The 20,132-nt window shown below is 60.6% G+C and carries 21 protein-coding genes and 3 tRNA genes; 11 read left to right on the top strand and 13 right to left on the bottom strand.

All coding sequences use genetic code 11. From position 1 onward, the window contains the following. Positions 1-291: 291 nt before the first annotated feature. Positions 292-507: a tyrosine-type recombinase/integrase gene (locus ACXYMS_RS13375; protein ID WP_458907023.1), complete on the bottom strand. Its 216-nt coding sequence runs from the start codon at positions 505-507 to the stop codon at positions 292-294. Between ACXYMS_RS13375 and ACXYMS_RS13370 the strand changes: the two genes are divergently transcribed. Next, positions 500-748, top strand: a complete 249-nt coding sequence (locus ACXYMS_RS13370) for a hypothetical protein (RefSeq protein WP_458907025.1) — start codon at positions 500-502, stop codon at positions 746-748. The genes ACXYMS_RS13375 and ACXYMS_RS13370 overlap by 8 nt on opposite strands. 605 nt (positions 749-1,353) lie before the next feature. On the opposite strand, the gene radC is transcribed toward ACXYMS_RS13370, so the two are convergent. The 3 genes from radC to ACXYMS_RS13355 all read right to left on the bottom strand — a co-directional run bounded on the left by radC (position 1,354) and on the right by ACXYMS_RS13355 (position 3,521). Further along, positions 1,354-2,043 carry a RadC family protein gene (radC, locus tag ACXYMS_RS13365; RefSeq protein ID WP_458906990.1) on the bottom strand — a complete coding sequence of 230 codons (690 nt, stop codon included), beginning with the start codon at positions 2,041-2,043 and terminating at the stop codon, positions 1,354-1,356. Between the two features lie 2 nt (positions 2,044-2,045). After that, positions 2,046-2,666, bottom strand: a complete 621-nt coding sequence (locus ACXYMS_RS13360; RefSeq protein ID WP_458906988.1) for an acyl-homoserine-lactone synthase — start codon at positions 2,664-2,666, stop codon at positions 2,046-2,048. A 129-nt stretch (positions 2,667-2,795) separates the two neighbouring features. Then, entirely contained in the window at positions 2,796-3,521 is a 726-nt protein-coding gene (locus ACXYMS_RS13355; protein ID WP_458906986.1) for a LuxR family transcriptional regulator, read from the bottom strand. 114 nt (positions 3,522-3,635) lie between these two features. Here ACXYMS_RS13355 and ACXYMS_RS13350 point away from each other — a divergent pair, with 114 nt between their 5' ends. Beyond that, complete coding sequence (locus ACXYMS_RS13350) at positions 3,636-4,013, top strand: hypothetical protein (protein WP_458906984.1); 378 nt, start codon at positions 3,636-3,638, stop codon at positions 4,011-4,013. A gap of 74 nt (positions 4,014-4,087) precedes the next feature. Here the strand turns inward: ACXYMS_RS13350 and ACXYMS_RS13345 are convergent, their stop codons facing one another. From ACXYMS_RS13345 to ACXYMS_RS13335, 3 genes are all read right to left on the bottom strand, one after another. Further along, positions 4,088-4,765 carry an SOS response-associated peptidase gene (locus ACXYMS_RS13345; RefSeq protein WP_458906983.1) on the bottom strand — a complete coding sequence of 226 codons (678 nt, stop codon included), beginning with the start codon at positions 4,763-4,765 and terminating at the stop codon, positions 4,088-4,090. After that, entirely contained in the window at positions 4,765-5,184 is a 420-nt protein-coding gene (locus ACXYMS_RS13340) for a hypothetical protein (protein WP_458906981.1), read from the bottom strand. The genes ACXYMS_RS13345 and ACXYMS_RS13340 overlap by 1 nt, the downstream gene beginning before the upstream one ends. A gap of 99 nt (positions 5,185-5,283) precedes the next feature. Then, positions 5,284-5,368 (bottom strand) — tRNA-Tyr (locus tag ACXYMS_RS13335). A 201-nt stretch (positions 5,369-5,569) separates the two neighbouring features. Here ACXYMS_RS13335 and ACXYMS_RS13330 point away from each other — a divergent pair. Next, positions 5,570-5,643: transfer RNA gene (locus tag ACXYMS_RS13330), tRNA-Gly, on the top strand. Positions 5,644-5,801: 158 nt separating this feature from the next. On the opposite strand, the gene ACXYMS_RS13325 is transcribed toward ACXYMS_RS13330, so the two are convergent. The 5 genes from ACXYMS_RS13325 to ytfQ form a co-directional block, all read right to left on the bottom strand. Further along, positions 5,802-6,530 carry a FadR/GntR family transcriptional regulator gene (locus ACXYMS_RS13325; protein ID WP_458906980.1) on the bottom strand — a complete coding sequence of 243 codons (729 nt, stop codon included), beginning with the start codon at positions 6,528-6,530 and terminating at the stop codon, positions 5,802-5,804. 65 nt (positions 6,531-6,595) lie between these two features. Beyond that, positions 6,596-7,564, bottom strand: a complete 969-nt coding sequence (gene yjfF, locus ACXYMS_RS13320) for a galactofuranose ABC transporter, permease protein YjfF (RefSeq protein WP_458906978.1) — start codon at positions 7,562-7,564, stop codon at positions 6,596-6,598. Then, positions 7,561-8,559 carry an ABC transporter permease gene (locus ACXYMS_RS13315; protein WP_458906976.1) on the bottom strand — a complete coding sequence of 333 codons (999 nt, stop codon included), beginning with the start codon at positions 8,557-8,559 and terminating at the stop codon, positions 7,561-7,563. Before ACXYMS_RS13315 ends, yjfF begins: the two co-directional genes overlap by 4 nt. Continuing rightward, a complete protein-coding gene (locus ACXYMS_RS13310) occupies positions 8,556-10,073 on the bottom strand; it encodes a sugar ABC transporter ATP-binding protein (RefSeq protein ID WP_458906974.1) in 1,518 nt (505 codons plus the stop codon). The genes ACXYMS_RS13315 and ACXYMS_RS13310 overlap by 4 nt, the downstream gene beginning before the upstream one ends. A gap of 103 nt (positions 10,074-10,176) precedes the next feature. Beyond that, the gene (ytfQ, locus tag ACXYMS_RS13305) at positions 10,177-11,148 is read right to left on the bottom strand and encodes a galactofuranose ABC transporter, galactofuranose-binding protein YtfQ (protein WP_458906972.1); all 972 of its coding nucleotides are present in this window, start codon (positions 11,146-11,148) and stop codon (positions 10,177-10,179) included. A gap of 224 nt (positions 11,149-11,372) precedes the next feature. Here ytfQ and ACXYMS_RS13300 point away from each other — a divergent pair. Then, positions 11,373-11,448, top strand: a tRNA-Trp gene (locus tag ACXYMS_RS13300). Positions 11,449-11,770: 322 nt separating this feature from the next. Here ACXYMS_RS13300 and ACXYMS_RS13295 read toward each other — a convergent pair. Beyond that, positions 11,771-12,037 (bottom strand): hypothetical protein, encoded by a 267-nt coding sequence (locus tag ACXYMS_RS13295; protein WP_458906971.1) that lies wholly within the window; start codon positions 12,035-12,037, stop codon positions 11,771-11,773. Between the two features lie 256 nt (positions 12,038-12,293). On the opposite strand from ACXYMS_RS13295, the gene secE reads away from it, so the two are divergent. The 7 genes from secE to rpoB all read left to right on the top strand — a co-directional run bounded on the left by secE (position 12,294) and on the right by rpoB (position 20,069). After that, entirely contained in the window at positions 12,294-12,488 is a 195-nt protein-coding gene (gene secE, locus ACXYMS_RS13290) for a preprotein translocase subunit SecE (RefSeq protein WP_458906969.1), read from the top strand. Positions 12,489-12,529: 41 nt separating this feature from the next. Then, entirely contained in the window at positions 12,530-13,060 is a 531-nt protein-coding gene (nusG, locus tag ACXYMS_RS13285) for a transcription termination/antitermination protein NusG (RefSeq protein WP_458906967.1), read from the top strand. Between the two features lie 115 nt (positions 13,061-13,175). Then, positions 13,176-13,604, top strand: a complete 429-nt coding sequence (gene rplK / locus ACXYMS_RS13280; RefSeq protein WP_458906965.1) for a 50S ribosomal protein L11 — start codon at positions 13,176-13,178, stop codon at positions 13,602-13,604. 5 nt (positions 13,605-13,609) lie between these two features. Then, positions 13,610-14,302 (top strand): 50S ribosomal protein L1, encoded by a 693-nt coding sequence (gene rplA, locus ACXYMS_RS13275; RefSeq protein ID WP_458906964.1) that lies wholly within the window; start codon positions 13,610-13,612, stop codon positions 14,300-14,302. Between the two features lie 304 nt (positions 14,303-14,606). Next, on the top strand, positions 14,607-15,125 hold the full coding sequence (gene rplJ / locus ACXYMS_RS13270) for a 50S ribosomal protein L10 (RefSeq protein WP_458906962.1): 519 nt from the start codon (positions 14,607-14,609) through the stop codon (positions 15,123-15,125). A 57-nt stretch (positions 15,126-15,182) separates the two neighbouring features. Further along, complete coding sequence (rplL, locus tag ACXYMS_RS13265; RefSeq protein ID WP_458906960.1) at positions 15,183-15,557, top strand: 50S ribosomal protein L7/L12; 375 nt, start codon at positions 15,183-15,185, stop codon at positions 15,555-15,557. A gap of 372 nt (positions 15,558-15,929) precedes the next feature. Then, positions 15,930-20,069: a DNA-directed RNA polymerase subunit beta gene (gene rpoB, locus ACXYMS_RS13260; RefSeq protein ID WP_458906958.1), complete on the top strand. Its 4,140-nt coding sequence runs from the start codon at positions 15,930-15,932 to the stop codon at positions 20,067-20,069. Positions 20,070-20,132: the final 63 nt, after the last annotated feature.

Genomic DNA, 20,132 nt, shown 5'->3' with positions numbered 1-20,132 from the left:
GCACGAAAAGGGGTGTAAGTTGATGCGAGGCGGTCGCAGGACCGCTGACAAACTTCGCGCACCCCGACATCCGCGGACTAGGGTTTAACAGTCCACGACCGGGGTCTGCGGGGAACCCGCCCCCTACCTTTGATTTCCATTGCGTCCCCACTCAGGTGGCTGGAGAATAGGTGGTGATGTTAAAGACATCGCCCTCCGCTTGACCGCGATTCGCATCATAGAGGTCAGATTTTCTGAGTGACTGCCCACAAGCCGCCAGTCCGCAAACCACCCCTTTGCGGACCTTAGCCGTCAGTGGCCGCCAATAGCTTTCATCGCCCTGTCGGCCAGCTTAATTTGGTCCGCTGCCTTTGTGTAGCGCGTGACCTCTCTATCGGTCTGGTGACCGGTAATTGCCATGATTTCCTTGTTGCTACAGCCTGCCTCTGCCATTCGTCGAGCGGCGGCCTTGCGAAGGCCGTGCGAGCTGCATTCGGTTAGACCAGCATCGGTGCACCATTTGCGCATCCTGTTGCCGAATCCGTTGGCGGTGAAGGGCTTTCCGAATTGCGTCAGCAGGATTGGCATATCCGTCCTGGTGGCGCTGGCCAGTATCTCGGCAAGGTCGGGATGGATCGGTATCGACCTAACGGCGCTGCTCTTCCGCGTCGGCAAGCGTCATCCCGAACTGATGGCAGCACGAGACAATCGACTGCTCATCGATGCCATCATTGAGGAAGGGCGAAAGCTGCCGCCTGAAGCGAAGTGATCAAGGGCTGCTTGTTCTGCTTCTGTTCACGGTGTAGGAGTCGAAACCTTGTCGATTGCGAGGTGACAGATGGGAATGGAAATCAGAGTGCCGCGGGCGGTTCAGATCCGTCGGCTTCACAACACCGGGTTGGAAGCGGACAACATCGTAAAGGTCACAGGTTGGGCTCCAGCTATCGTCCGGGAAGCTCTGGCAGTCGAGCGGCCGATCAAGAAATGAGTATGACGCCGAGCCGGCGTAGACTTGAAGCCTACCGCCTGAAACATGCGGCCGAAGAGGGCAGGGTGATCATATATCGCTGTAATGCCTGTAAGCGGGAAACCGCCTTCCTGGCTGCGGACGTAGTCGATATCTGGGGCCCTGAGATGCAGGTCTATGCACCGCCGCCGCGCTGCGGTCGGTGCAAGGTTTCGGGGCGAATGACCGTGCGCTTTTACATTCCCACGCGGTTTGACATCGGCGTGCTGCAGCTGCGCCGGCCGGCAGGGCGCCGACAACTCTGGGAGTGGGGTTTTTATGATGGACCGCCAGGGAACCCATAGAGAAGGATCAGCGGTTCACACGCTACTGCCGCCTGGTTGTTGGCATTAGCCTCTCGACGAAATTCATGTCATGTCATCCATGAGGCCAAGTGTCCGAAGGGACGTGGATCCAAATCTGCCGACAATCACGTGGTCATGAACCTCAATTCCGAGCGACCGGGCTACCGTCTTGATCTCGTTTGTCATCCGAATGTCGGCAGTTGAAGGCGTTGGGTCGCCAGCCGGGTGGTTGTGGGCGAGAATGAGGGCCGAGGCTGAGAGCTCAAGGCTGCGCTTGATCACTTCTCGCGGATAAACGGGTGTGTGGTCGATCGTCCCAGACTGCTGCACTTCGTCGGCGATGAGTCTGTTTCGCTTGTCGAGAAAGATGATGCGAAACTGCTCAATGGGCAGATGGGCCATCATCACGTGCAGATAATCGTGCAGTTGAGACGACGACGACAGCAGCGGACGGTCGTCCCTTATCCGGCAACTGGCGAGCATTTGCGTGGCCTGCAGAGTAACCCCAAGCACCCGCGTCGTGGCCGATCCGATTCCCGGGATTTCCTCAAGTCTTTTTGGGTTCGCCGCCAATACCTCGGCAATTGAACCGAATTGACTCATCAGCTTGCCCGCCGTTTCGCTAGCCCGCCTAGCGCCTAAGGCCGGTGATAGGAGGTTAGCGAGCAAAGCCAACTGGTCATTGCGGGACCATGGCGCCTTTGCCTGATATTGGATGGCGCCAAGGACTTCAAAGCAGAATTTGTTGGGCATGATCAGGCCGCTTTCCGCGCCTTTGTATCGGAGAGCACTGGTGCCGTAAGCCGTCCCAACTTCCTCGCGCCTGCCAGGGCCGCATCGGTCACTTCGAAATAGGCGGGGATCCAAGGCCGGCCGTCGATCTCGATAGGCTGGCCATGCACCGAGACTTTCCACCCCATAAGCTGCCACATCGGAAGCCACTTGGTGTCCTGTATGCCCCCGACTTGCCGGTAGCCCTTGATCAAGCAGTACTCCATTACCGCAGCACAACACTGCGCCAAGAGCACTGGTCGGCCTTTTTCGCGCCGGTGCGGCACGACAAAGCCACGCGTCCACTCTGCGACCTGGGGGTCGCGCGGCATTGCCGAAATGTCGCAGCTATCCGGAAACACCTGGCTGAGCAGGTGCGGAAGGTGAGTGGGGATCAGGCGCGAGCCGGCCACGCATTCCTCGCCCTCCATGACCACGAGATAGTCTGCCGCGCCGGTATCGAACTCATCATATTCGAGACCGTCCAGGGCGCGGGGCACCCACTGCAATTCTTCGGCGTACACGATATGTCGGGCTCGAAAGAACGCCTGCAGCTCAAGCTGAAAGAGGTGTTCGTTTGCCTGAGTGATAATCTGAAACCGCATGGTCGCCTCCATTGGTGATGGAAGGACAGTGCGTCGGCGGTAAGTGTTGTCACCAGTGTCCGAAAGGACAGTAGGCAGGCGCGGAATCAAGCGATTCCGCGCGACTAACAAGGACTTTGGCACGTTCTTTCAGAGAATGATTTGACGTGACTTCAGCGCCTTGGCCACTGCGTGGGTGGTCGTTGTGGCATTGAGCTTTTCGCGAACATGGGCCAGATGCATTTTCACGGTTCGTTCGGAGAGGCACAGAATGTCGCCGACGTCGGCCGCAGACTTTCCATTGGCCATCCAGCGGACAACTTCACGCTCTCGGTCGGAGAGGCGGCCAAAAATCATTGGCGTGCTGTCATAGATTTCTACCGCACGCAGCTCGGCATGAATGCAAACCAAATGCAGCATTTCCCGGGAAAGCAGATCCAGCTGAACCGGCTGGTCGGCAGCCAGAGACACCACCGCCTGGACGCAGGAAGGGTCGCCCAGGGGGAAGCCGACGCCATCCACCAGACCCAGCGATGACGCCTCCGAGGCCAATTTCAGGCTGATCCTCGTGCGTTGATGGGACTTGCGCGCTTCCTTCCAGGAGAACGGTCGCACCTGATGGAAAGAATGTAGGCTAACCGGATCGTGCCAGAAGTAGGCTTGTTCCCGGTACTGATCGAGCCATTGTTTCGGCCAGGAATGGCAAATCACATAGGGCTCGGCATCTTCATTGAGCGCTGGCAAGCGCGTCATCATGAAATAGTTGAATCCAAATAAAGCGACAGTAGACGAAAAATCGTCCATCAGTGCCCGCAACATTGTATGTCGTTCGCAACGCTCGATAAAAGCCATCGCCACGTCGACCAGCTGCCCCATGCTGCTCTCCGTAAAAACCCTGACACGACTTAAGCGCTCTTTGAAAAATGAAGCAATACCATTCAGAAAATTATTCGATGGAGGGGGTTTGAGCGCTTTGCTTTAGGCGAACACTTGGTTGAATTGCATTTTATTCAAATGCAAGACGAAGGCGCATCAACGTACCAACACTTTGAGCCGACCATTGCGCTCATGCTGCTGATGGGTGGACAGATGATCGCTGACTTCCATTACGATGCCTCGCCAAGAGATGACGCAGTCCGCCTCGAGCTGTTCTGGCAGGGCTCAGAGCGCATGGGCCGGCTCCAGGTGCCGGACGAGGTTGCGAATGCCATGGTCATTTCAGACCTGGAAGGAAAGCAGGAGCTGCCGATTTTTTCGGCCCTCGGCTTTGCGGTATTCGTCGCTGGTCAAAGTGGCAGACGACTATGCCTGACTGGCGACAGAAGCGTATGGAAAGCGGAATGGGGGCGCATGATCGAGGTCCACTAGGCAGGGGGACCAGGTCTTGTCCGCGGTCTTCAAATTGTGAATTCAGTGAGAGACCAACAATACGCTGGCTCGCATCAAAGCGAATTTAGCATTGGCTTCTTTGTGTCGGAGCCATCGTAACGGCTGGAATTGACGGAGCGGCTGACCCGAAAGAATTCGAGCTGGCTGTCGATTTGCGCATCGAGCAGCAGCGCCTTGGCGTCCTGGCCTTGCACTTCGGTATTGAGCCAGGTGCTGTAAGCCTCGGGCGCCAGGATGACCGGCATGCGGGTATGGATGTGCGCAATCTCCGGCACGGCCGGAGCGGTGATGATGGTGCAGCTGGTGACGCCGAGGTTGTCATTGTGCGCCCAGATGCCGGCGAAACTGAACGGCGCGCCATCGGGCAATTGCAGCAGCCAGGGATCCTTGCCGTCGTCGTCTTGGTTCTTCGTCCACTCGAAATAGCCATCGGCTGGGATCAGGCATCGGCGGGACTTGAAGCCCTCGCGAAACGCGCCCGATGTGTCGACGGTCTCGATCCGGGCGTTGAACATCGCGGCCTTGGGCAATTCCTTGGCGAAGAAGGGGACCAACCACCAGCGGCCGCGATCCAGTTCCATCTGCCCGGCCTTGTCGAGGTGAACGAAGTCAATCTCCTGGGTGGGGGCTATGTTGAACCGGGGCGGCAGGTTTGTCGCTGGCCGTTCATGGATGCTGTAGAGCGCGTGGATCTGCGCCCAGGTCAGCTCATTGGTGAAGCGCCCGCACATCAGAGTCCCTCCCGCTCGGCTAACTGACCCCATTCAGGCCGCCAGATACCCGCCTCGGCCATTGTCACGACAACGCGCTCATAGCCCATCTGGCTGCGCAGGAAATGGGCACGCGTGAGCGCGGCCGGTACGTCCCAGGCCTGCGTTTCTCCACCTACTTCGAATACCCCGTTTGTCGTGACCCGGGCGCACCAGTAGATGCTGGCTGCCGGCTCAACATAGGAAAGCCCGGCCATGAGCATCTCGGCACTGGTGCCTCCGATCCCGACGATGATGGCGTCCTCGGCAACCTCATCGTCATTGGTCGTCCACGGATAGACATAATCGCGCTGTTCGACTGCCGCGACCTGGCGGTCGAAGCTCTCCAGGAAGCGGCGGGCTTCGTGGTCTGGGGTTTCGGAATTGGGGACGCGGGCCATTGAGTGAGACTAGAGCGGGAACACAAAAATGGCTAACCCGAAAAAGGTTAGCCAAGAACCGCCCAATGGTCGTTTGATTTCAATGGCCATCTGGCCGGGTGGTGGAGGGGACTGGATTCGAACCAGTGTAGCCTGAGGCGTCAGATTTACAGTCTGATGGATTTAACCACTCTCCCACCCCTCCACATTTTCCGGGCAGGAACCGAACCGCGCAGGGCGCTTCGTCGGGCGGTTTATGGTGGGCTGTCGCAAAGGTGTCAACTCCCTTAGGCGAGTCTCCCGCAAGAATTTGGTTCGGCAGGCATTTTGTGGAAACCCGGTTAGTCATACCCTTGCCAGGCAGGTGTGGTTCGCGCTAATCGGTGCCGGTGGCATCGCCCCTCGGGCGGGTATAGCTCAATGGTAGAGCAGCAGCCTTCCAAGCTGAATACGCGGGTTCGATTCCCGCTACCCGCTCCAGTTTTCTCCTCGTCCAATTTGCAAGCTGAACGAACCCGCTTGGTGCCAAGGCAGCTGCATCGCCATGCGATGCCCCCGAGGCTCGGAATCCTGACGCCACCAATGGGCATTTGGCGATGGAGACGAAGCCGCGCTGACTCAGAGGCCGGTTGTCGGCGTCAGATCGTCTGGCTCTCATCGAGCAGGCGGCATTTTTCGTATAGGCGGGCGGCGAATTCAGCATCGCCTGCCTCTATCGCGTTGGTCAGTTCGATCATGAGTTCGGCGGACCGTGTCCGGTAGCTTTCCCCCGGCATGGCGTGGTCACGAGTCAGGGCGAGGGCGAGGGTGAGTTCGACGACCCCCAGAATCGACCGGAGCAGGGGGTCCCGGCCACTTTCGGCGATGACGGCATGGACTTCGAGGCAAGCGAGGCCGAACTGCTCGATGCTGTCGCCGGCCGTTTCCATCTGATGGCACCAATATTTGAGCAGGCGCACATGTTCGGCAGTCCGCTGCCTGGTGGCAAGGGCGATCATCGGTGCGTCGAGCGCGGCCCGCACACGATAGAGGCTCTTGTAGAGCTCGGGGTCCGGCGCTGCGTAATAATGCCAGGCCAGGACCTGCGGATCGAAGAAGTTCCACCGGCTGCGCGGCGATACCCGGGTGCCCACTTTCGGGCGGGCCTCTACCAGGCCCTTGGCCTCAAGCGTTTTCAGCGCCTCGCGCAGCACCGTGCGGGAGACGCCGTAATGCTCCATCATCACCGCATCGCTGGCCAGTATCGATCCGATGGAAAACTCACCAGTTACAATGGCGTGGCCGATTTCGTTGATGACGAAGGTATGGAAATTGCGTGCAGCGCGCCGCCCGGAGAGGGAACGGATAAGGCTGCCAGTCTCTATCATTGTGGCACTTTCCCAGCGCTATCGGCGGGGTGTGAAGACACCCGCGCCGAACGCAAACCCCACATTTATGACGCTTTCTCTCCCTGTGCCGAGGCGGCGAAGATCAGCCTCTGCAAGACGATGAACAGGAACAGCAAGGCACCGATGACGATCTTGGTCCACCAGCTCGACAACGTCCCGTCGAAAATAATGTAGGTCTGCACGAGCCCCAGCAGCATCACTCCGATAAAGGTGCCAAGCACGAAGCCATAGCCGCCGGTGAGGAGGGTTCCCCCGATGACCACCGCGCTGATGGCGTCAAGCTCCACACCAACGGCGGCCAGCGGATAACCGGCCGAAGTATAAAGGGAGAAGACGATTCCCGCCAAGGCGGCGAGGACCGAGGAGAGCATGTACACGCCCACCGTTGTTCGCGCCACCGGCACGCCCATCAGCGAGGCCGACACGGTATTGCCGCCGAGCGCATAGACGTATGAGCCGAACCTGGTGCGATGCGCCAGGAGGGCGCCCAGGATGAACACCGCCACCATGAGCAGGCCGATGAAGCTGAGGCGCCCGCCGCCGGGCAGGCGAATGATGAGGTCGGAAATCCAGTCATAGAAGTCGTGGTTTACCGGGACGGAGTCCTGGGTGATAACCGAGGCCCCGCCGCGCGCCAGGAACATGCCGGCGAGAGTGACAATGAAGGCGGGCACCTGCAGGTAGTGAATTGCCAGCCCCATGACGCCTCCGAAGGTCGCGGCAACAGCCAGCGCCAGCGCGAAAGCGGCGAGGGGATGCCATCCGGCCCAGGCTATGAGCACCGCGACAAGTACGCCGGTGAAGCCGATGACAGCGCCCACCGACAGATCGATGCCGCCGGAGAGGATGACGAAGGTCATGCCGACGGCGGTGATGCCCAGAAAGGCATTGTCGGTGAGAAAATTCCCCAGCACCCGGGTGGAGAACATCGCCGGGAACTGCATCACCGCCAGCGCGTAGGCGATGATGAAGATGATGGCCGTGGCCAGGAGCGGACGCAGGCTTCGGCTCATTTGCGGGCCTCCCGGACTGTGGCGCGGACCGGCACGATCCGGCTCGCCAATGGCGACTGGATGATGAGCACGAAGAAGATCAGTGCCGCCTTGACGATGAGGTTGAATTCGGGCGGAAAGCCCGAGACCAAAATGCCGGTGTTCATGGCCTGGATGATGATGGAGCCGACCACGGCCAGCGGCACGGAAAACCGCCCGCCCAGCAGCGACGTGCCACCTATGACCACGGCCAGGATGGCGTCGAGTTCAAGCCAGAGACCAGCATTGTTGGCATCGGCCCCGCGAATGTCGCCGGCCACGATGATGCCGGCGATGGCGGCGCAGAGGCCGGACAGGCCATAGACATAGAGCAGCAGCATTCGGCTGCGAATGCCGGCCAGGCTCGCCGCGGCGCGGTTGACCCCGACGGCCTCGATGAAGAGGCCAAGCGCGGTCTTCCGTACCAGCAGGGTGACCAGCACCAGCAGCGCGACCGCGATCACAGCCGCCATGGGTAGCCCCAGCAGCGATCCCGTGCCGATATAGACCAGCACCGGATCGGTGAAGGTGACAATGAAGCCCTCGGTGATGAGCTGGGCTATGCCGCGCCCCGCCACCATCAGAACCAGCGTTGCAACGATGGGCTGAATATCGAGCACGGCGACGAGGAAGCCGTTCCACAGACCGCACAGCAGGCCGACCGCGAGCGCGGCGGCCACTGCGACAGGTGCTGGATAACCGGCCACCACCAATGTTGCTGCCGCCGCGCCCGCCATAGCCATCACCGCGCCGACCGAAAGGTCGACGCCTTTGGTGGCGATGACACCTACCATGCCGATCGCGAGGATCGCCACCGGCGCGCCCCGGTTGAGGACGTCGATCAGGCTGCCGAAGAGCCTTCCGTCCTGCCAGGTGATGCGAAAGAAATTGGGAAACAGCAGCCAGTTGACCAGCAGCACGCCGACAAGGGCGATCAATTGCGGATTGGCCAGGGGCGTGAGAATGCGCCGCATCATGCCGATGGGCCCTCCCGATAATTGGCGATCGCCTGCACGATCACGCCGGGGTTGATGTTTTCGCCGCTCAGTTCGGCGACCATTTCCCGGTCACGCATCACCACGATGCGGGAGGAATAGGCGACGACTTCGTCGAGTTCGGAGGAGATGACGACCAGCGCCAGACCCTCGTCGCGCAATCGGTTGATGGTGCGCACTATTTCCGCATGGGCGCCGACATCAATGCCGCGGGTCGGCTCGTCGAGGATGAGGAAGGCCGGGTCGGTGGCCAGCCAGCGCGACAGGATGACCTTCTGCTGGTTGCCGCCGGACAGGAGCTTGACCGGCATGTCGAGCGAAGCGGCGCGGATATCCATAGCCTCGCCGAAACGGCCGGCGATCTCCATCTGCTCGTCCCGGTTGAGCGCGCTGAACCAGCCGAGCTTGCCCTGGAGGGCAATGATGATGTTTTCGCGCACCGAGAGGTCGCCGAAAATGCCCTCGGCCTTGCGGTCCTCCGGGCAGAAGCCGAAACCGTGCGCGATGGCGTCGGTGGGGCGGGCGATGCTGGCCTTCTTGCTGGCGATCTCCAGCGTCCCTTCGTCAGCTGCATCGGCGCCAAACATGATGCGCGCCATTTCGGTACGCCCGGACCCAAGCAGGCCGGCGACGCCGATGACCTCGCCCTTGTGGATCGTGAGATTGAACGGATGCACGCTGCGCTTGCGCCCGTAATTTGCGAAGTCCAGCAGCACCTCGCCCATGGGGCGGGCATCCTCGACCCCGGTGGCGCCAGAGAAGGCGACATCCTTGCCCAGCATTAGCCGCACGACATCGGTGCGGGTCATATCGTCGAGTGTCCTGGTATCTACCAGCTTGCCATTGCGCAGGATGGTGACGCGGTCGGCGATGGCAAAGACCTGGTCCAGGAAGTGGGTGATGAACACGACCGCCAGGCCCCGGGCCTTGAGATCGCGGATGATTTCGAACAGGCGCTCGACCTCGTTGCGGTCGAGGCTTGCCGTAGGTTCGTCCAGGATGAGCACTTTGCCCGAAAGCTGGACAGCGCGGGCAATGGCGACGATCTGCTGCACGGCGACGGAATGGGCACCCAGCTCGCTGGCCGGATCAAGCTCCAGCCCATAGCGCTTGAGGATGTCGCGGGCCTCGCGTTCCATCCTGCGGCGGTCGACCAGACCGAACCGCGTTGGCTGGTGTCCCAGAAACAGGTTTTCGGCCACCGAACGGTTGGGCAGAAGGTTGACCTCCTGGTAAACCGTACCAATGCCATGGGTCTGAGCCTGCTGGGGACTATCCAGGTGGACCGGTTCGCCAGCGGCCAGAACCGTGCCGCCATCGGGCTGGTAGGCTCCCGTCAGAATCTTGATCAGGGTGGACTTTCCGGCGCCATTCTCTCCGAGCAGGGCGTGAACCTCGCCGGACCTGAGGCCGAAATCAACGGCGTCGAGCGCCATGTGATTGCCGAAAATCTTGACGATGCCGCGCGCTTCGAGCGCATAGTCGGTCTCGGTCATTGCCCCTCCATGCTGCATTTTCCTGCAGCTTTCGTGCGAAACCCCCGCCGGCAGGCCGGCGGGGACTCGTTGCCTTGTTGTTAGTCTAGCAGAGCGTAGCGGCTCAGTAGCCCAGGTCCTTGCGGCGCTCATATTCACCGGCCGGGTCATCGGCCGACGTGTAAAGCTTGGACTCAGTGATGATGAACTTCTCCGGCATGGTGCCATCGGCCCAGTAGGCGGCGAGTGCGTCGAAGGCCGGGCCGGCCATGTTCGGGGTCAACTCGACTGTGGCATTTGCTTCGCCGGCCGCGATGGCGGTGAAGATATCGGGCACGGCGTCGATGGACACCACGAGGATGTCTTCACCCGGCTTCAGGCCAGCGTCCTTGATGGCCTGGATAGCGCCGACCGCCATGTCGTCATTATGGGCATAAACCGCGCAGATATCGGCGCCACCATTGGACGACTTGAGGAATGCCTCCATCACTTCCTTGCCCTTGGAGCGGGTAAAGTCGCCCGTCTGGCTCTGGGTGATGGTGATGTTGGATGCCGAAGCGATGCCTTCCTCAAAACCCTGCTTGCGGTTGATGGCCGGGCTGGAGCCCACGGTGCCCTGCAGCTCGACAACATTGCAGTCTTCGCCGGCCACTGCTTCGACCAACCATTCGCCGGCCACGCGGCCCTCGAGAACCTGATCGGAGGCGACCGAGGTCAGGTAGAGGTCTTCTGGTGCGTCGATGCCGCGGTCGAGCAGGATGACCGGGATTTCGGCTTCCTGAGCTTCGGACAGAACGTCATCCCAGCCGGTGGCGACGACAGGAGCGACCAGGATGGCGTCGACGCCCTGGGCGATAAAGCCGCGAATGGCCTTGATCTGATTTTCCTGCTTCTGCTGGGCGTCAGCGAACTTGAGGTCGACGCCGCGTTCCTCGGCCTGCTGCCGGGTTACGGACGTCTCGGCAGCGCGCCAGCCCGATTCAGAACCGATCTGCGAAAAGCCGATGACTTTGCCCGAAATATCCTGTGCCAGGGCACCGGAAGACAAGGCGGTAGCGAGGCCTGCCGCGAGGGCAAGCTTGGTTATGATGCTCACAATGAAATCCTCCCAATGGCCGCCCGGCGTATTCGCTTCAGGCGGTGAGGGGACGCTACATAAAGTACTATTATATGTAAAGTGGCAAAGTGCGATCGCCTCATGGCGGGGTCAGGACGGGGTCTTGGACCCCAATAATGAACGGGTCGGCGGGGCTTTCCACGACAGTCCCATTCAGCCCCTTGCATCGCGCGAACTTTGCCATTAGACACGGCCTCGCCTGAAGGGGTTTAGCTCAGTTGGTAGAGCATCGGTCTCCAAAACCGAGGGTCGTGGGTTCGAGTCCCCCAGCCCCTGCCAGGCCCAGATTTCCGATCGTCGAGCGTGTCTCCCGGTCTCTCCCATAACATCTCGTGCTGCGGCCGGCCTGACCGGATGCATTGGCGTGACCATGATCATGGAAAAGATGCCAGTCCCCGGTGGGGGTTTGGGAGTGCATGGGAACCGGGGACTGACGTTGGAGGTCGCAGGAGGCAAGTCCCGCTGGGTATAAACGTCGGTTGTGACTGAAGGTTGCCTCGCCGCGGCGTCGGGGACCAGAACGGCGGCGCCGGTGCCATCCAGGCGGGGAAGGGTGTTCATTCGGGAGTACGCGGCGGCGGCCAAAAGGTCGCTCGGATAGCTACTCGGCTGCGGCCGGCAGATCCCGACTGCGGCGGGCCTTCAACTTATTGAGCTGGTGGGCAGCATGGGCAAGAAGGGCGGTCCGCGCCTGATCATGGGGTACGACGCCGCAATCGGCCTTTACCGGAAGGTCCAGGGCATATTCAGTGGAGTTGCCCATGAAGCCTTCGCGAATGCGGACGCGCACGGCCCCCGTCAGGCGGCCCTTGATGGTCCGGTGTGGGCCGAAATGCAGAAGCTGACAGGCGATGACCTCGAAAGACATTGCTCCCTCCATGAGCGCTGCCACAATCCGGGCACATTTCATCCAACGACAAGGCGGGCTGCCGCGCAAGTAAATTTCGATGGAATTCGCACTTATGCTTTACACGGGAGCGATTTCAGTGGTTGCAGGGGGCTCGCGATTCTGTTGACGGGCCTGTTGCAATCCTTTGGCAAAGCCTCTAGATAGCCCGTCTCGAGCCGTGCGGGATTCCTGCGCGGCCTTTGGTTTTGCACCAAGATACGAAGTAGATTTGCCCATGGCCCGCACGAACCCAGTTCAGTTTCTCCAGCAGGTTCGCTCGGAGGTCAGCAAGGTCACCTGGCCGGGCCGGAACGAGATCGTGATTTCCACGATCATGGTCCTGGTGCTGGTCATCCTGGCCAGCCTGTTCTTTCTCGCTGCGGACCAGGTCATTTCCTGGTTCGTGTCCTTGATGCTGTCGATCCGCTAAGTCGGATCCGTTATTAGATATTTTGGGAGCGGCGACCCTTTATGGCCAAGCGCTGGTATATCGTTCAGGCGTATTCGAACTTCGAGCGCAAGGTGGCGGAAGATATCCGCCTCAAGGTTGCGCAGAAGAAGCTCGAGCACCTGTTTGAAGACGTGATCGTGCCGACCGAAAAGGTCGTGGAAGTCCGTCGCGGCCGCAAGGTGGACACCGAGCGCAAGTTCTTCCCGGGCTATGTCCTGGTGAAGATGGACATGACCGACGAGGCGTTCCATCTCATCAAGAACACGCCCAAGGTCACCGGTTTTCTCGGCGCGGATAACAAGCCCATGCCGATCTCGGAGAGCGAGGCCATGTCGATCCTGCAGCAGGTGCAGGAAGGCGTGGATCATCCCAAGCCCTCCGTCAGCTTCGAAATTGGCGAGAACGTGCGCGTGTCGGACGGTCCCTTTGCCAGCTTCAACGGCGTCGTCGAAGAGGTGGACGAGGAGCGCTCCCGCCTCAAGGTCGAGGTCTCGATTTTCGGTCGCCCCACCCCGGTGGAGCTCGAATACGGTCAGGTCGAAAAGGTCTGACCAAGCTGCCGGGTTCGCCCGGCAAAACCCGTGGAAGGGGATGGCGCTCAGCCGGCGCCAGGAAACCGCACCACGGCTTCAACTGCCCCGTCGGGGCAATACAGAAGGATGAAAAATGGCTAAGAAGATTACGGGCTATATCAAGCTCCAGGTGCCGGCTGGCTCTGCCACCCCGTCGCCCCCGATCGGTCCTGCGCTGGGTCAGCGCGGCCTGAACATCATGGAATTCTGCAAGGCCTTCAATGCGGCCACGCAGGAACTCGAGAAGGGTTCGCCCATCCCGACCGTGATCACCGCCTATGCGGACAAGAGCTTCACCTTCGAGATGAAGCAGCCGCCGGTGACCTACTTCATCAAGAAGGCGCTCAACCTCAAGTCCGGTTCCAAGACCCCGGGCAAGGAAAGCGCCGGCACCATCACGCAGGCTCAGCTGCGTGACATCGCCGAAAAGAAGATGAAGGATCTCAACGCGGACGACGTCGATACCGCGATGACGATGATCGCCGGTTCCGCCCGTTCCATGGGCATCCAGGTCGAGGGCTAAGAAACATGGCAAAGATCGCAAAGAAGGTCGCCGCTGCCCGTGAAGGCATCGACCGCAACAAGCTCTATTCGCTCGAAGACGCCGTCAAGATGGTGAAGTCGAAGGCCTCGGCCAAGTTCGACGAGACTATCGAGATCGCGATGAACCTGGGTGTTGACCCGCGTCACGCCGACCAGATGGTCCGCGGCGTTGTCAGCCTGCCCAATGGCACTGGCAAGACCGTTCGCGTCGCCGTGTTTGCCCGTGGCGCCAAGGCCGACGAAGCCACGGCAGCCGGTGCTGACATTGTCGGCGCTGAAGACCTGCTGGAAACCATCCAGGGCGGCAAGATCGAGTTCGATCGCTGCATCGCCACTCCGGACATGATGCCGCTGGTCGGTCGCCTGGGCAAGATCCTGGGCCCGCGCAACCTGATGCCGAACCCCAAGGTCGGCACCGTGACCATGGACGTCAAGGGCGCTGTCGGCGCTGCCAAGGGCGGCGCCGTGGAATACCGCGTCGAGAAGGCCGGTATCATCCATGCCGGTATCGGCAAGGTGTCGTTCACCGAAGCCGCGCTGCTTGAGAACATCAAGGCGTTCACCGACGCCGTGCAGAAGTCCAAGCCTGCCGGCGCCAAGGGGACCTACGTCAAGAAGGTCTCGGTGAGCTCCACCATGGGCCCGGGCGTGCATGTCGAGCCGAACACGGCCGTCTGATACTGAATTCCGGGCGGTTCGCCGCCCGGTTTCGCCGTCCCCCAGGGGGCTGCGTTAAGTCCTGTCCGAGACTGCCGGTCGGCCGCGAGGCCGTTAATTCCGAATGTGGAGCCAGCAATAGACGGGGTGAGACCCAATTCGGGGCCGAATGGCCCAAGGTTGCGGTTCGAACCTAGGCCAGTTGCCCTTGCGGGCACTCGGTTGGCAGGCACTAACCGTTGTTCCCCATCCCGCAAGGGCAGGGGGCAGCAATTGGCAATGGTCCCTTGGCAGTCGCCCTGGGGCTTATTTGTGGAGACTAGCTTTGGAAAGAGCGGAAAAGCGTGAAGTCGTCGCCTCGCTCCAGGAAGCCCTCGCGGGCGCTGGATCGATCGTCGTCGCTCACAATACCGGCCTGACCGTCGCTGCGTTCACTGACCTGCGCGTGCAGGTCAAGAAGGCAGGCGGCACGGTCAAGGTCGCAAAGAACCGCCTTGCCAAGCTCGCTCTTAAGGAAACCGATGTCGCGGACATTTCGGGCCTGTTTACCGGCCCGACCGTGATCGCCTATGCGGAAGATCCCGTCGCTGCGCCCAAGATCGCAGCAGCATTTGCCGAGAAGAACCAGAAGTTCGTCATTCTCGGTGGTGCAATGGGCCCGACCGCTCTTGATGCCAATGGCGTCAAGGCCCTGGCGACGATGCCATCGCTCGACGAACTGCGTGCAAAGCTCGCAGGCCTCGTCAAGCAGCCAGCAACGAACATCGCTTCCATCCTCGTGCAGCCGGGCGCGGGCATTGCTCGCGTTCTCAAGGCTCACGCCGAAAAGAGCGAAGCGGCGTAAGGCCGTTCCAAACTACCTCAACATTCGAAACCGAACCCAAACTGAAAAGAGTGTAAAATGGCTGATCTCGCCAAACTCGTTGATGACCTCTCGGCCCTGACCGTCCTGGAAGCTTCCGAGCTGTCCAAGATGCTCGAAGAAAAGTGGGGCGTTTCCGCCGCCGCTCCGGTCGCCGTTGCCGCTGCCGGTGGCGCTGCCCCGGCCGCTGCCGCTGAAGAAAAGACCGAATTCGACGTGATCCTTGCCGCCTTTGGCGACAACAAGATCAACGTCATCAAGGAAGTCCGCGCCATCACCGGCCTGGGCCTCGGCGAAGCCAAGGCGCTTGTCGAAGGCGCTCCGAAGGCCGTCAAGGAAGGCGTGTCGAAGGCTGAAGCCGAAGACATCAAGAAGAAGCTGGAAGATGCCGGCGCAAAGGTCGAACTGAAGTAATTTCAGTTTCTGCCTTGAAATTTGCGAAATGGCGCTTTATGTGCCATTTCGCTTTTCCGTTTTTTACGGAAAGATTCGCCAGGGCCGATTGGATGGGTCCAGGCCACAATTTGCGGAAATATATGACGATTTTGGATGTCGCGGGCACATGGAAGCCTCTGTTGACCTCGCCGTGGGCTGTCCCTCGTGCGGGGCTTTAGCCGCTGATCACGTGTCTGTGAACCTGCTCATGGGGTCATGAGCCGGTTTCTTGTGTCATCCGACCGGGCCCCAGGAATTGACTACCCAGGCATATATCCCGAGCGCCGACGGCTGATAGTCGGGTCTTTGGATATCTGCCTCCGAGACAAGCGTTTTAATGTAGGAGCTCTCATGGCTACCACCTTCAATGGCCGCCGCAAGGTTCGCAAGTCCTTCGGTTCCATCCGCGAAGTCACGGAGCTGCCCAATCTGATCGAAGTCCAGAAGGCTTCCTATGATCAGTTTCTTCAGGTTGCCGAGCCCAAGGGTGGCCGGCCTGAAGAGGGGTTGCAGTCCGTGTTCCGCTCGGTGTTTCCGATTACCGACTTTTCGAACACCGCATCGCTGGAATTCGTGCGCTACGAATTCGAACAGCCCAAATATGACATCGACGAGTGCCGTGCGCGCGACATGACCTTCGCTGCCCCGCTCAAGGTGACGCTGCGGCTGATCGTGTTCGAAGTGGACGAGGAAACCGGCGCCCGTTCGGTCAAGGACATCAAGGAGCAGGACGTCTATATGGGCGACATGCCCTTCATGACGCCCAATGGCACCTTTGTGGTCAACGGCACCGAGCGCGTCATCGTTTCGCAGATGCATCGTTCCCCGGGCGTGTTCTTCGATCACGACAAGGGCAAGACCCATTCCTCGGGCAAGCTGCTGTTTGCCGGCCGCATCATTCCTTACCGTGGTTCCTGGCTCGATATCGAGTTCGACGCCAAGGATATCGTCTATGCGCGCATCGACCGTCGCCGCAAGATTCCGGTCACCTCGCTGCTCAAGGCGCTGGGCATGGATGCCGAGGAAATCCTCGACACCTATTACAACAAGCTCAACTACGAAAAGACCGCCAAGGGCTGGCGCGTTCCCTATGACGCCGAGAAGTGGAAAGGCGCCAAGCCCAGCCATGACCTGATCGACGCCAAGACGGGTGACGTCGTGCATGAAGGCGGCAAGAAGCTTTCGGCCCGCCAGGCCAAGAAGCTTGCCGAAAACGGCCTGACGCACCTGCTGGCGGTCGATGAAGACCTCTATGGCATGTATATCGCCGAAGATCTGGTGAACCTGCAGACCGGCGAAATCTTCGCCGAGGCCGGCGACGAGCTGGACGAAAAGCTGCTGACGAGCCTGGTCGACAAGGGTTTTGACGCGCTGCCGATCCTGGACATCGATCACATCTCGATCGGCGCCTATATCCGCAATACCCTGGCCGTGGACAAGAACGAGAGCCGCGAAGACGCTCTGTTCGATATCTACCGCGTCATGCGTCCGGGCGAGCCGCCGACCGTGGAAACGGCCGAAGCCATGTTCCAGTCGCTGTTCTTCGACAGCGAGCGCTATGACCTGTCGGCCGTGGGCCGCGTCAAGATGAACATGCGCCTCGAGCTCGATGCGCCAGACACCATGCGGACGCTCCGCAAGGAAGACATCGTTGAAGTCGTGCGCACCCTTGTGGACCTGCGCGATGGCCGCGGCGAGATCGACGACATCGACAATTTGGGCAATCGCCGCGTCCGCTCGGTCGGCGAACTCATGGAAAACTCCTATCGCCTTGGCCTGCTCCGCATGGAGCGCGCAATCAAGGAGCGCATGAGCTCGGTCGAAATCGACACGGTTATGCCGCAGGACCTGATCAACGCCAAGCCGGCTGCCGCAGCCGTGCGTGAGTTCTTCGGTTCTTCGCAGCTCAGCCAGTTCATGGACCAGACCAACCCGCTCTCGGAAGTGGCGCACAAGCGTCGTCTGTCCGCGCTCGGGCCGGGCGGTCTCACCCGCGAACGCGCCGGTTTCGAAGTGCGCGACGTGCATCCGACCCATTACGGCCGTATCTGCCCGATCGAGACGCCGGAAGGCCCGAATATCGGCCTGATCAACAACCTGGCCACCTATGCCCGCGTCAACAAGTACGGTTTCATCGAGACCCCGTATCGCAAGATCGTCGATGGCAAGCTGACCGACGAAGTCGTGTACCTGTCGGCCATGGAAGAGGCCAAGCACTATGTCGCCCAGGCGAACGTGCAGTTTGCCCCGACCCTTGAGCTGCAGGATGACCTGGTGGTGGCCCGCCATGCCGGCGACAACGGCCTGACGCCCAAGGAAAATGTCGACCTGATGGACGTTTCGCCCAAGCAGATGGTGTCGGTGGCTGCGTCGCTGATCCCGTTCCTTGAAAACGACGACGCCAACCGCGCCCTGATGGGCTCGAACATGCAGAAGCAGGCCGTGCCGCTGCTGCGTGCCGAGGCTCCCTTCGTGGGCACCGGCATGGAAGCCGTCGTGGCCCGTGACTCGGGCGCCGCCATCGTGGCCAAGCGCACTGGCATCGTGGACCAGGTGGACGCCACCCGTATCGTCATTCGTGCAACGGCGGAAACCGATGCGTCGAAGTCGGGCGTGGACATCTACAATCTGATGAAGTTCCAGCGCTCGAACCAGTCCACCTGCATCAACCAGCGTCCGCTGGTGGTTGTTGGCGACCACATCAACCAGGGCGACATCATCGCCGACGGTCCCTCGACCGAACTGGGTGACCTGGCTCTCGGCCGCAACGTGCTCGTCGCGTTCATGCCCTGGAATGGCTATAACTTTGAAGACTCCATCCTCCTGAGCGAAAAGATCGCGATGCAGGACGTCTTCACCTCGATCCATATCGAGGAATATGAAGTCATGGCCCGCGACACCAAGCTCGGCCCTGAGGAAATCACACGCGATATTCCGAACGTGTCGGAAGAAGCACTCAAGAGCCTCGACGAAGCCGGTATCGTGCATATTGGCGCCGAAGTGCAGCCGGGCGATATCCTGGTCGGCAAAATCACTCCCAAGGGTGAATCGCCGATGACCCCGGAAGAGAAGCTCCTCCGCGCCATCTTTGGCGAGAAGGCTTCGGACGTCCGTGATACGTCCCTGCGCGTGCCCCCGGGCGATGCTGGTACTGTCGTTGAAGTGCGCGTGTTCAATCGCCACGGCATCGACAAGGACGAGCGCGCCATGGCCATCGAGCGCGAGGAAATCGAGCGCCTGGCCAAGGACCGTGACGACGAGCAGTCCATTCTCGACCGCAACGTCTATGCGCGTCTCAAGGAAATGCTGTTCGGCAAGGCCGCGACGGCGGGTCCGAAGGGCTATGTGGTCGGCACCAAGCTCAATGACTCCATCTTCGAAGCGCAGCCGCGCTCGAAGTGGTGGCAGTTCGCGGTCGAAGACGACAAGGTCATGACCGAGATGGAAGCTCTTCATGCCCAGTATGAAGAGAGCCGTCGCCTGCTCGAGCAGCGCTTCATCGACAAGGTGGACAAGCTGCAGCGCGGTGATGAACTGCCCCCGGGCGTGATGAAGATGGTCAAGGTCTTCATCGCCACCAAGCGCAAGATCCAGCCCGGCGACAAGATGGCCGGCCGTCACGGCAACAAGGGCGTGGTTTCGCGCATCGTTCCCGTGGAAGACATGCCGTATCTCGAAGACGGTACGTCGGTCGACATCGTGCTCAACCCGCTCGGCGTGCCTTCGCGCATGAATGTGGGACAGATCCTGGAAACCCATCTGGGTTGGGCCTGTGCCGGCATGGGTCGCAAGATCGACGAGATGGTTCGCGCCTATCACGCCAAGGGCGACCTCAAGCCGCTTCGCCTCGAGATCCAGGACCTGTTCGCCAATGACAGCGCCATCACCGATCTCGATGATGACGGAATGATCCGACTGGGCGAGCATTTGTCCAAGGGTGTTCCGATCGCCACTCCGGTGTTCGACGGCGCCAAGGAAGCCGACATCGTGGTGATGCTGGAGCGGGCAGGGCTGAAGTCCTCGGGTCAGTCGACCGTGTTCGACGGCCGCACCGGCGAGCAGTTCGATCGCCAGGTGACCGTGGGCTACATCTACATGCTCAAGCTCGACCACCTGGTGGACAACAAGATCCACGCGCGTTCCATCGGTCCGTACTCGCTGGTCACCCAGCAGCCGCTCGGCGGCAAGGCACAGTTCGGCGGACAGCGTTTCGGCGAGATGGAAGTGTGGGCCCTGGAGGCGTATGGCGCTGCCTATACGCTGCAGGAAATGCTCACCATCAAGTCGGACGACGTGGCGGGTCGTACGAAGGTCTATGAGGCCATCGTGCGCGGCGACGACACCTTCGAAGCGGGCATCCCGGAAAGCTTCAACGTCCTGGTCAAGGAAATCCGGTCTCTCGGTCTCAATGTCGAGCTCGACATGCGGGAACTGGACGATCCGAACCAGGCCGAAGCGGAGCTCGCACCTCCTCAGGAAGCGGCGGAATAAACCGGCACTTCCAATCCCAATCACCCTCCATTCAGGCGCGATCTATCGCCGCCTGAATGGATA

This window comes from Devosia sp. CAU 1758 (genome assembly GCF_054482695.1).
Note: the sequence above shows the minus strand (reverse complement) of the source record. Positions and strands in the feature narration are given on the sequence as shown.

What these genes read in the sequence shown, in the direction of transcription:
- ACXYMS_RS13375 (WP_458907023.1), bottom strand. Translation starts at nt 507, where the DNA reads ATGCGCAAATGGTGCACCGATGCTGGTCTAACCGAATGCAGCTCGCAC.
- radC (WP_458906990.1), bottom strand. Translation starts at nt 2,043, where the DNA reads ATGCCCAACAAATTCTGCTTTGAAGTCCTTGGCGCCATCCAATATCAG.
- ACXYMS_RS13360 (WP_458906988.1), bottom strand. Translation starts at nt 2,666, where the DNA reads ATGCGGTTTCAGATTATCACTCAGGCAAACGAACACCTCTTTCAGCTT.
- ACXYMS_RS13355 (WP_458906986.1), bottom strand. Translation starts at nt 3,521, where the DNA reads ATGGGGCAGCTGGTCGACGTGGCGATGGCTTTTATCGAGCGTTGCGAA.
- ACXYMS_RS13345 (WP_458906983.1), bottom strand. Translation starts at nt 4,765, where the DNA reads ATGTGCGGGCGCTTCACCAATGAGCTGACCTGGGCGCAGATCCACGCG.
- ACXYMS_RS13340 (WP_458906981.1), bottom strand. Translation starts at nt 5,184, where the DNA reads ATGGCCCGCGTCCCCAATTCCGAAACCCCAGACCACGAAGCCCGCCGC.
- ACXYMS_RS13325 (WP_458906980.1), bottom strand. Translation starts at nt 6,530, where the DNA reads ATGATAGAGACTGGCAGCCTTATCCGTTCCCTCTCCGGGCGGCGCGCT.
- yjfF (WP_458906978.1), bottom strand. Translation starts at nt 7,564, where the DNA reads ATGAGCCGAAGCCTGCGTCCGCTCCTGGCCACGGCCATCATCTTCATC.
- ACXYMS_RS13315 (WP_458906976.1), bottom strand. Translation starts at nt 8,559, where the DNA reads ATGATGCGGCGCATTCTCACGCCCCTGGCCAATCCGCAATTGATCGCC.
- ACXYMS_RS13310 (WP_458906974.1), bottom strand. Translation starts at nt 10,073, where the DNA reads ATGACCGAGACCGACTATGCGCTCGAAGCGCGCGGCATCGTCAAGATT.
- ACXYMS_RS13295 (WP_458906971.1), bottom strand. Translation starts at nt 12,037, where the DNA reads ATGTCTTTCGAGGTCATCGCCTGTCAGCTTCTGCATTTCGGCCCACAC.
- secE (WP_458906969.1), top strand. Translation starts at nt 12,294, where the DNA reads ATGGCCCGCACGAACCCAGTTCAGTTTCTCCAGCAGGTTCGCTCGGAG.
- nusG (WP_458906967.1), top strand. Translation starts at nt 12,530, where the DNA reads ATGGCCAAGCGCTGGTATATCGTTCAGGCGTATTCGAACTTCGAGCGC.
- rplK (WP_458906965.1), top strand. Translation starts at nt 13,176, where the DNA reads ATGGCTAAGAAGATTACGGGCTATATCAAGCTCCAGGTGCCGGCTGGC.
- rplA (WP_458906964.1), top strand. Translation starts at nt 13,610, where the DNA reads ATGGCAAAGATCGCAAAGAAGGTCGCCGCTGCCCGTGAAGGCATCGAC.
- rplL (WP_458906960.1), top strand. Translation starts at nt 15,183, where the DNA reads ATGGCTGATCTCGCCAAACTCGTTGATGACCTCTCGGCCCTGACCGTC.
- rpoB (WP_458906958.1), top strand. Translation starts at nt 15,930, where the DNA reads ATGGCTACCACCTTCAATGGCCGCCGCAAGGTTCGCAAGTCCTTCGGT.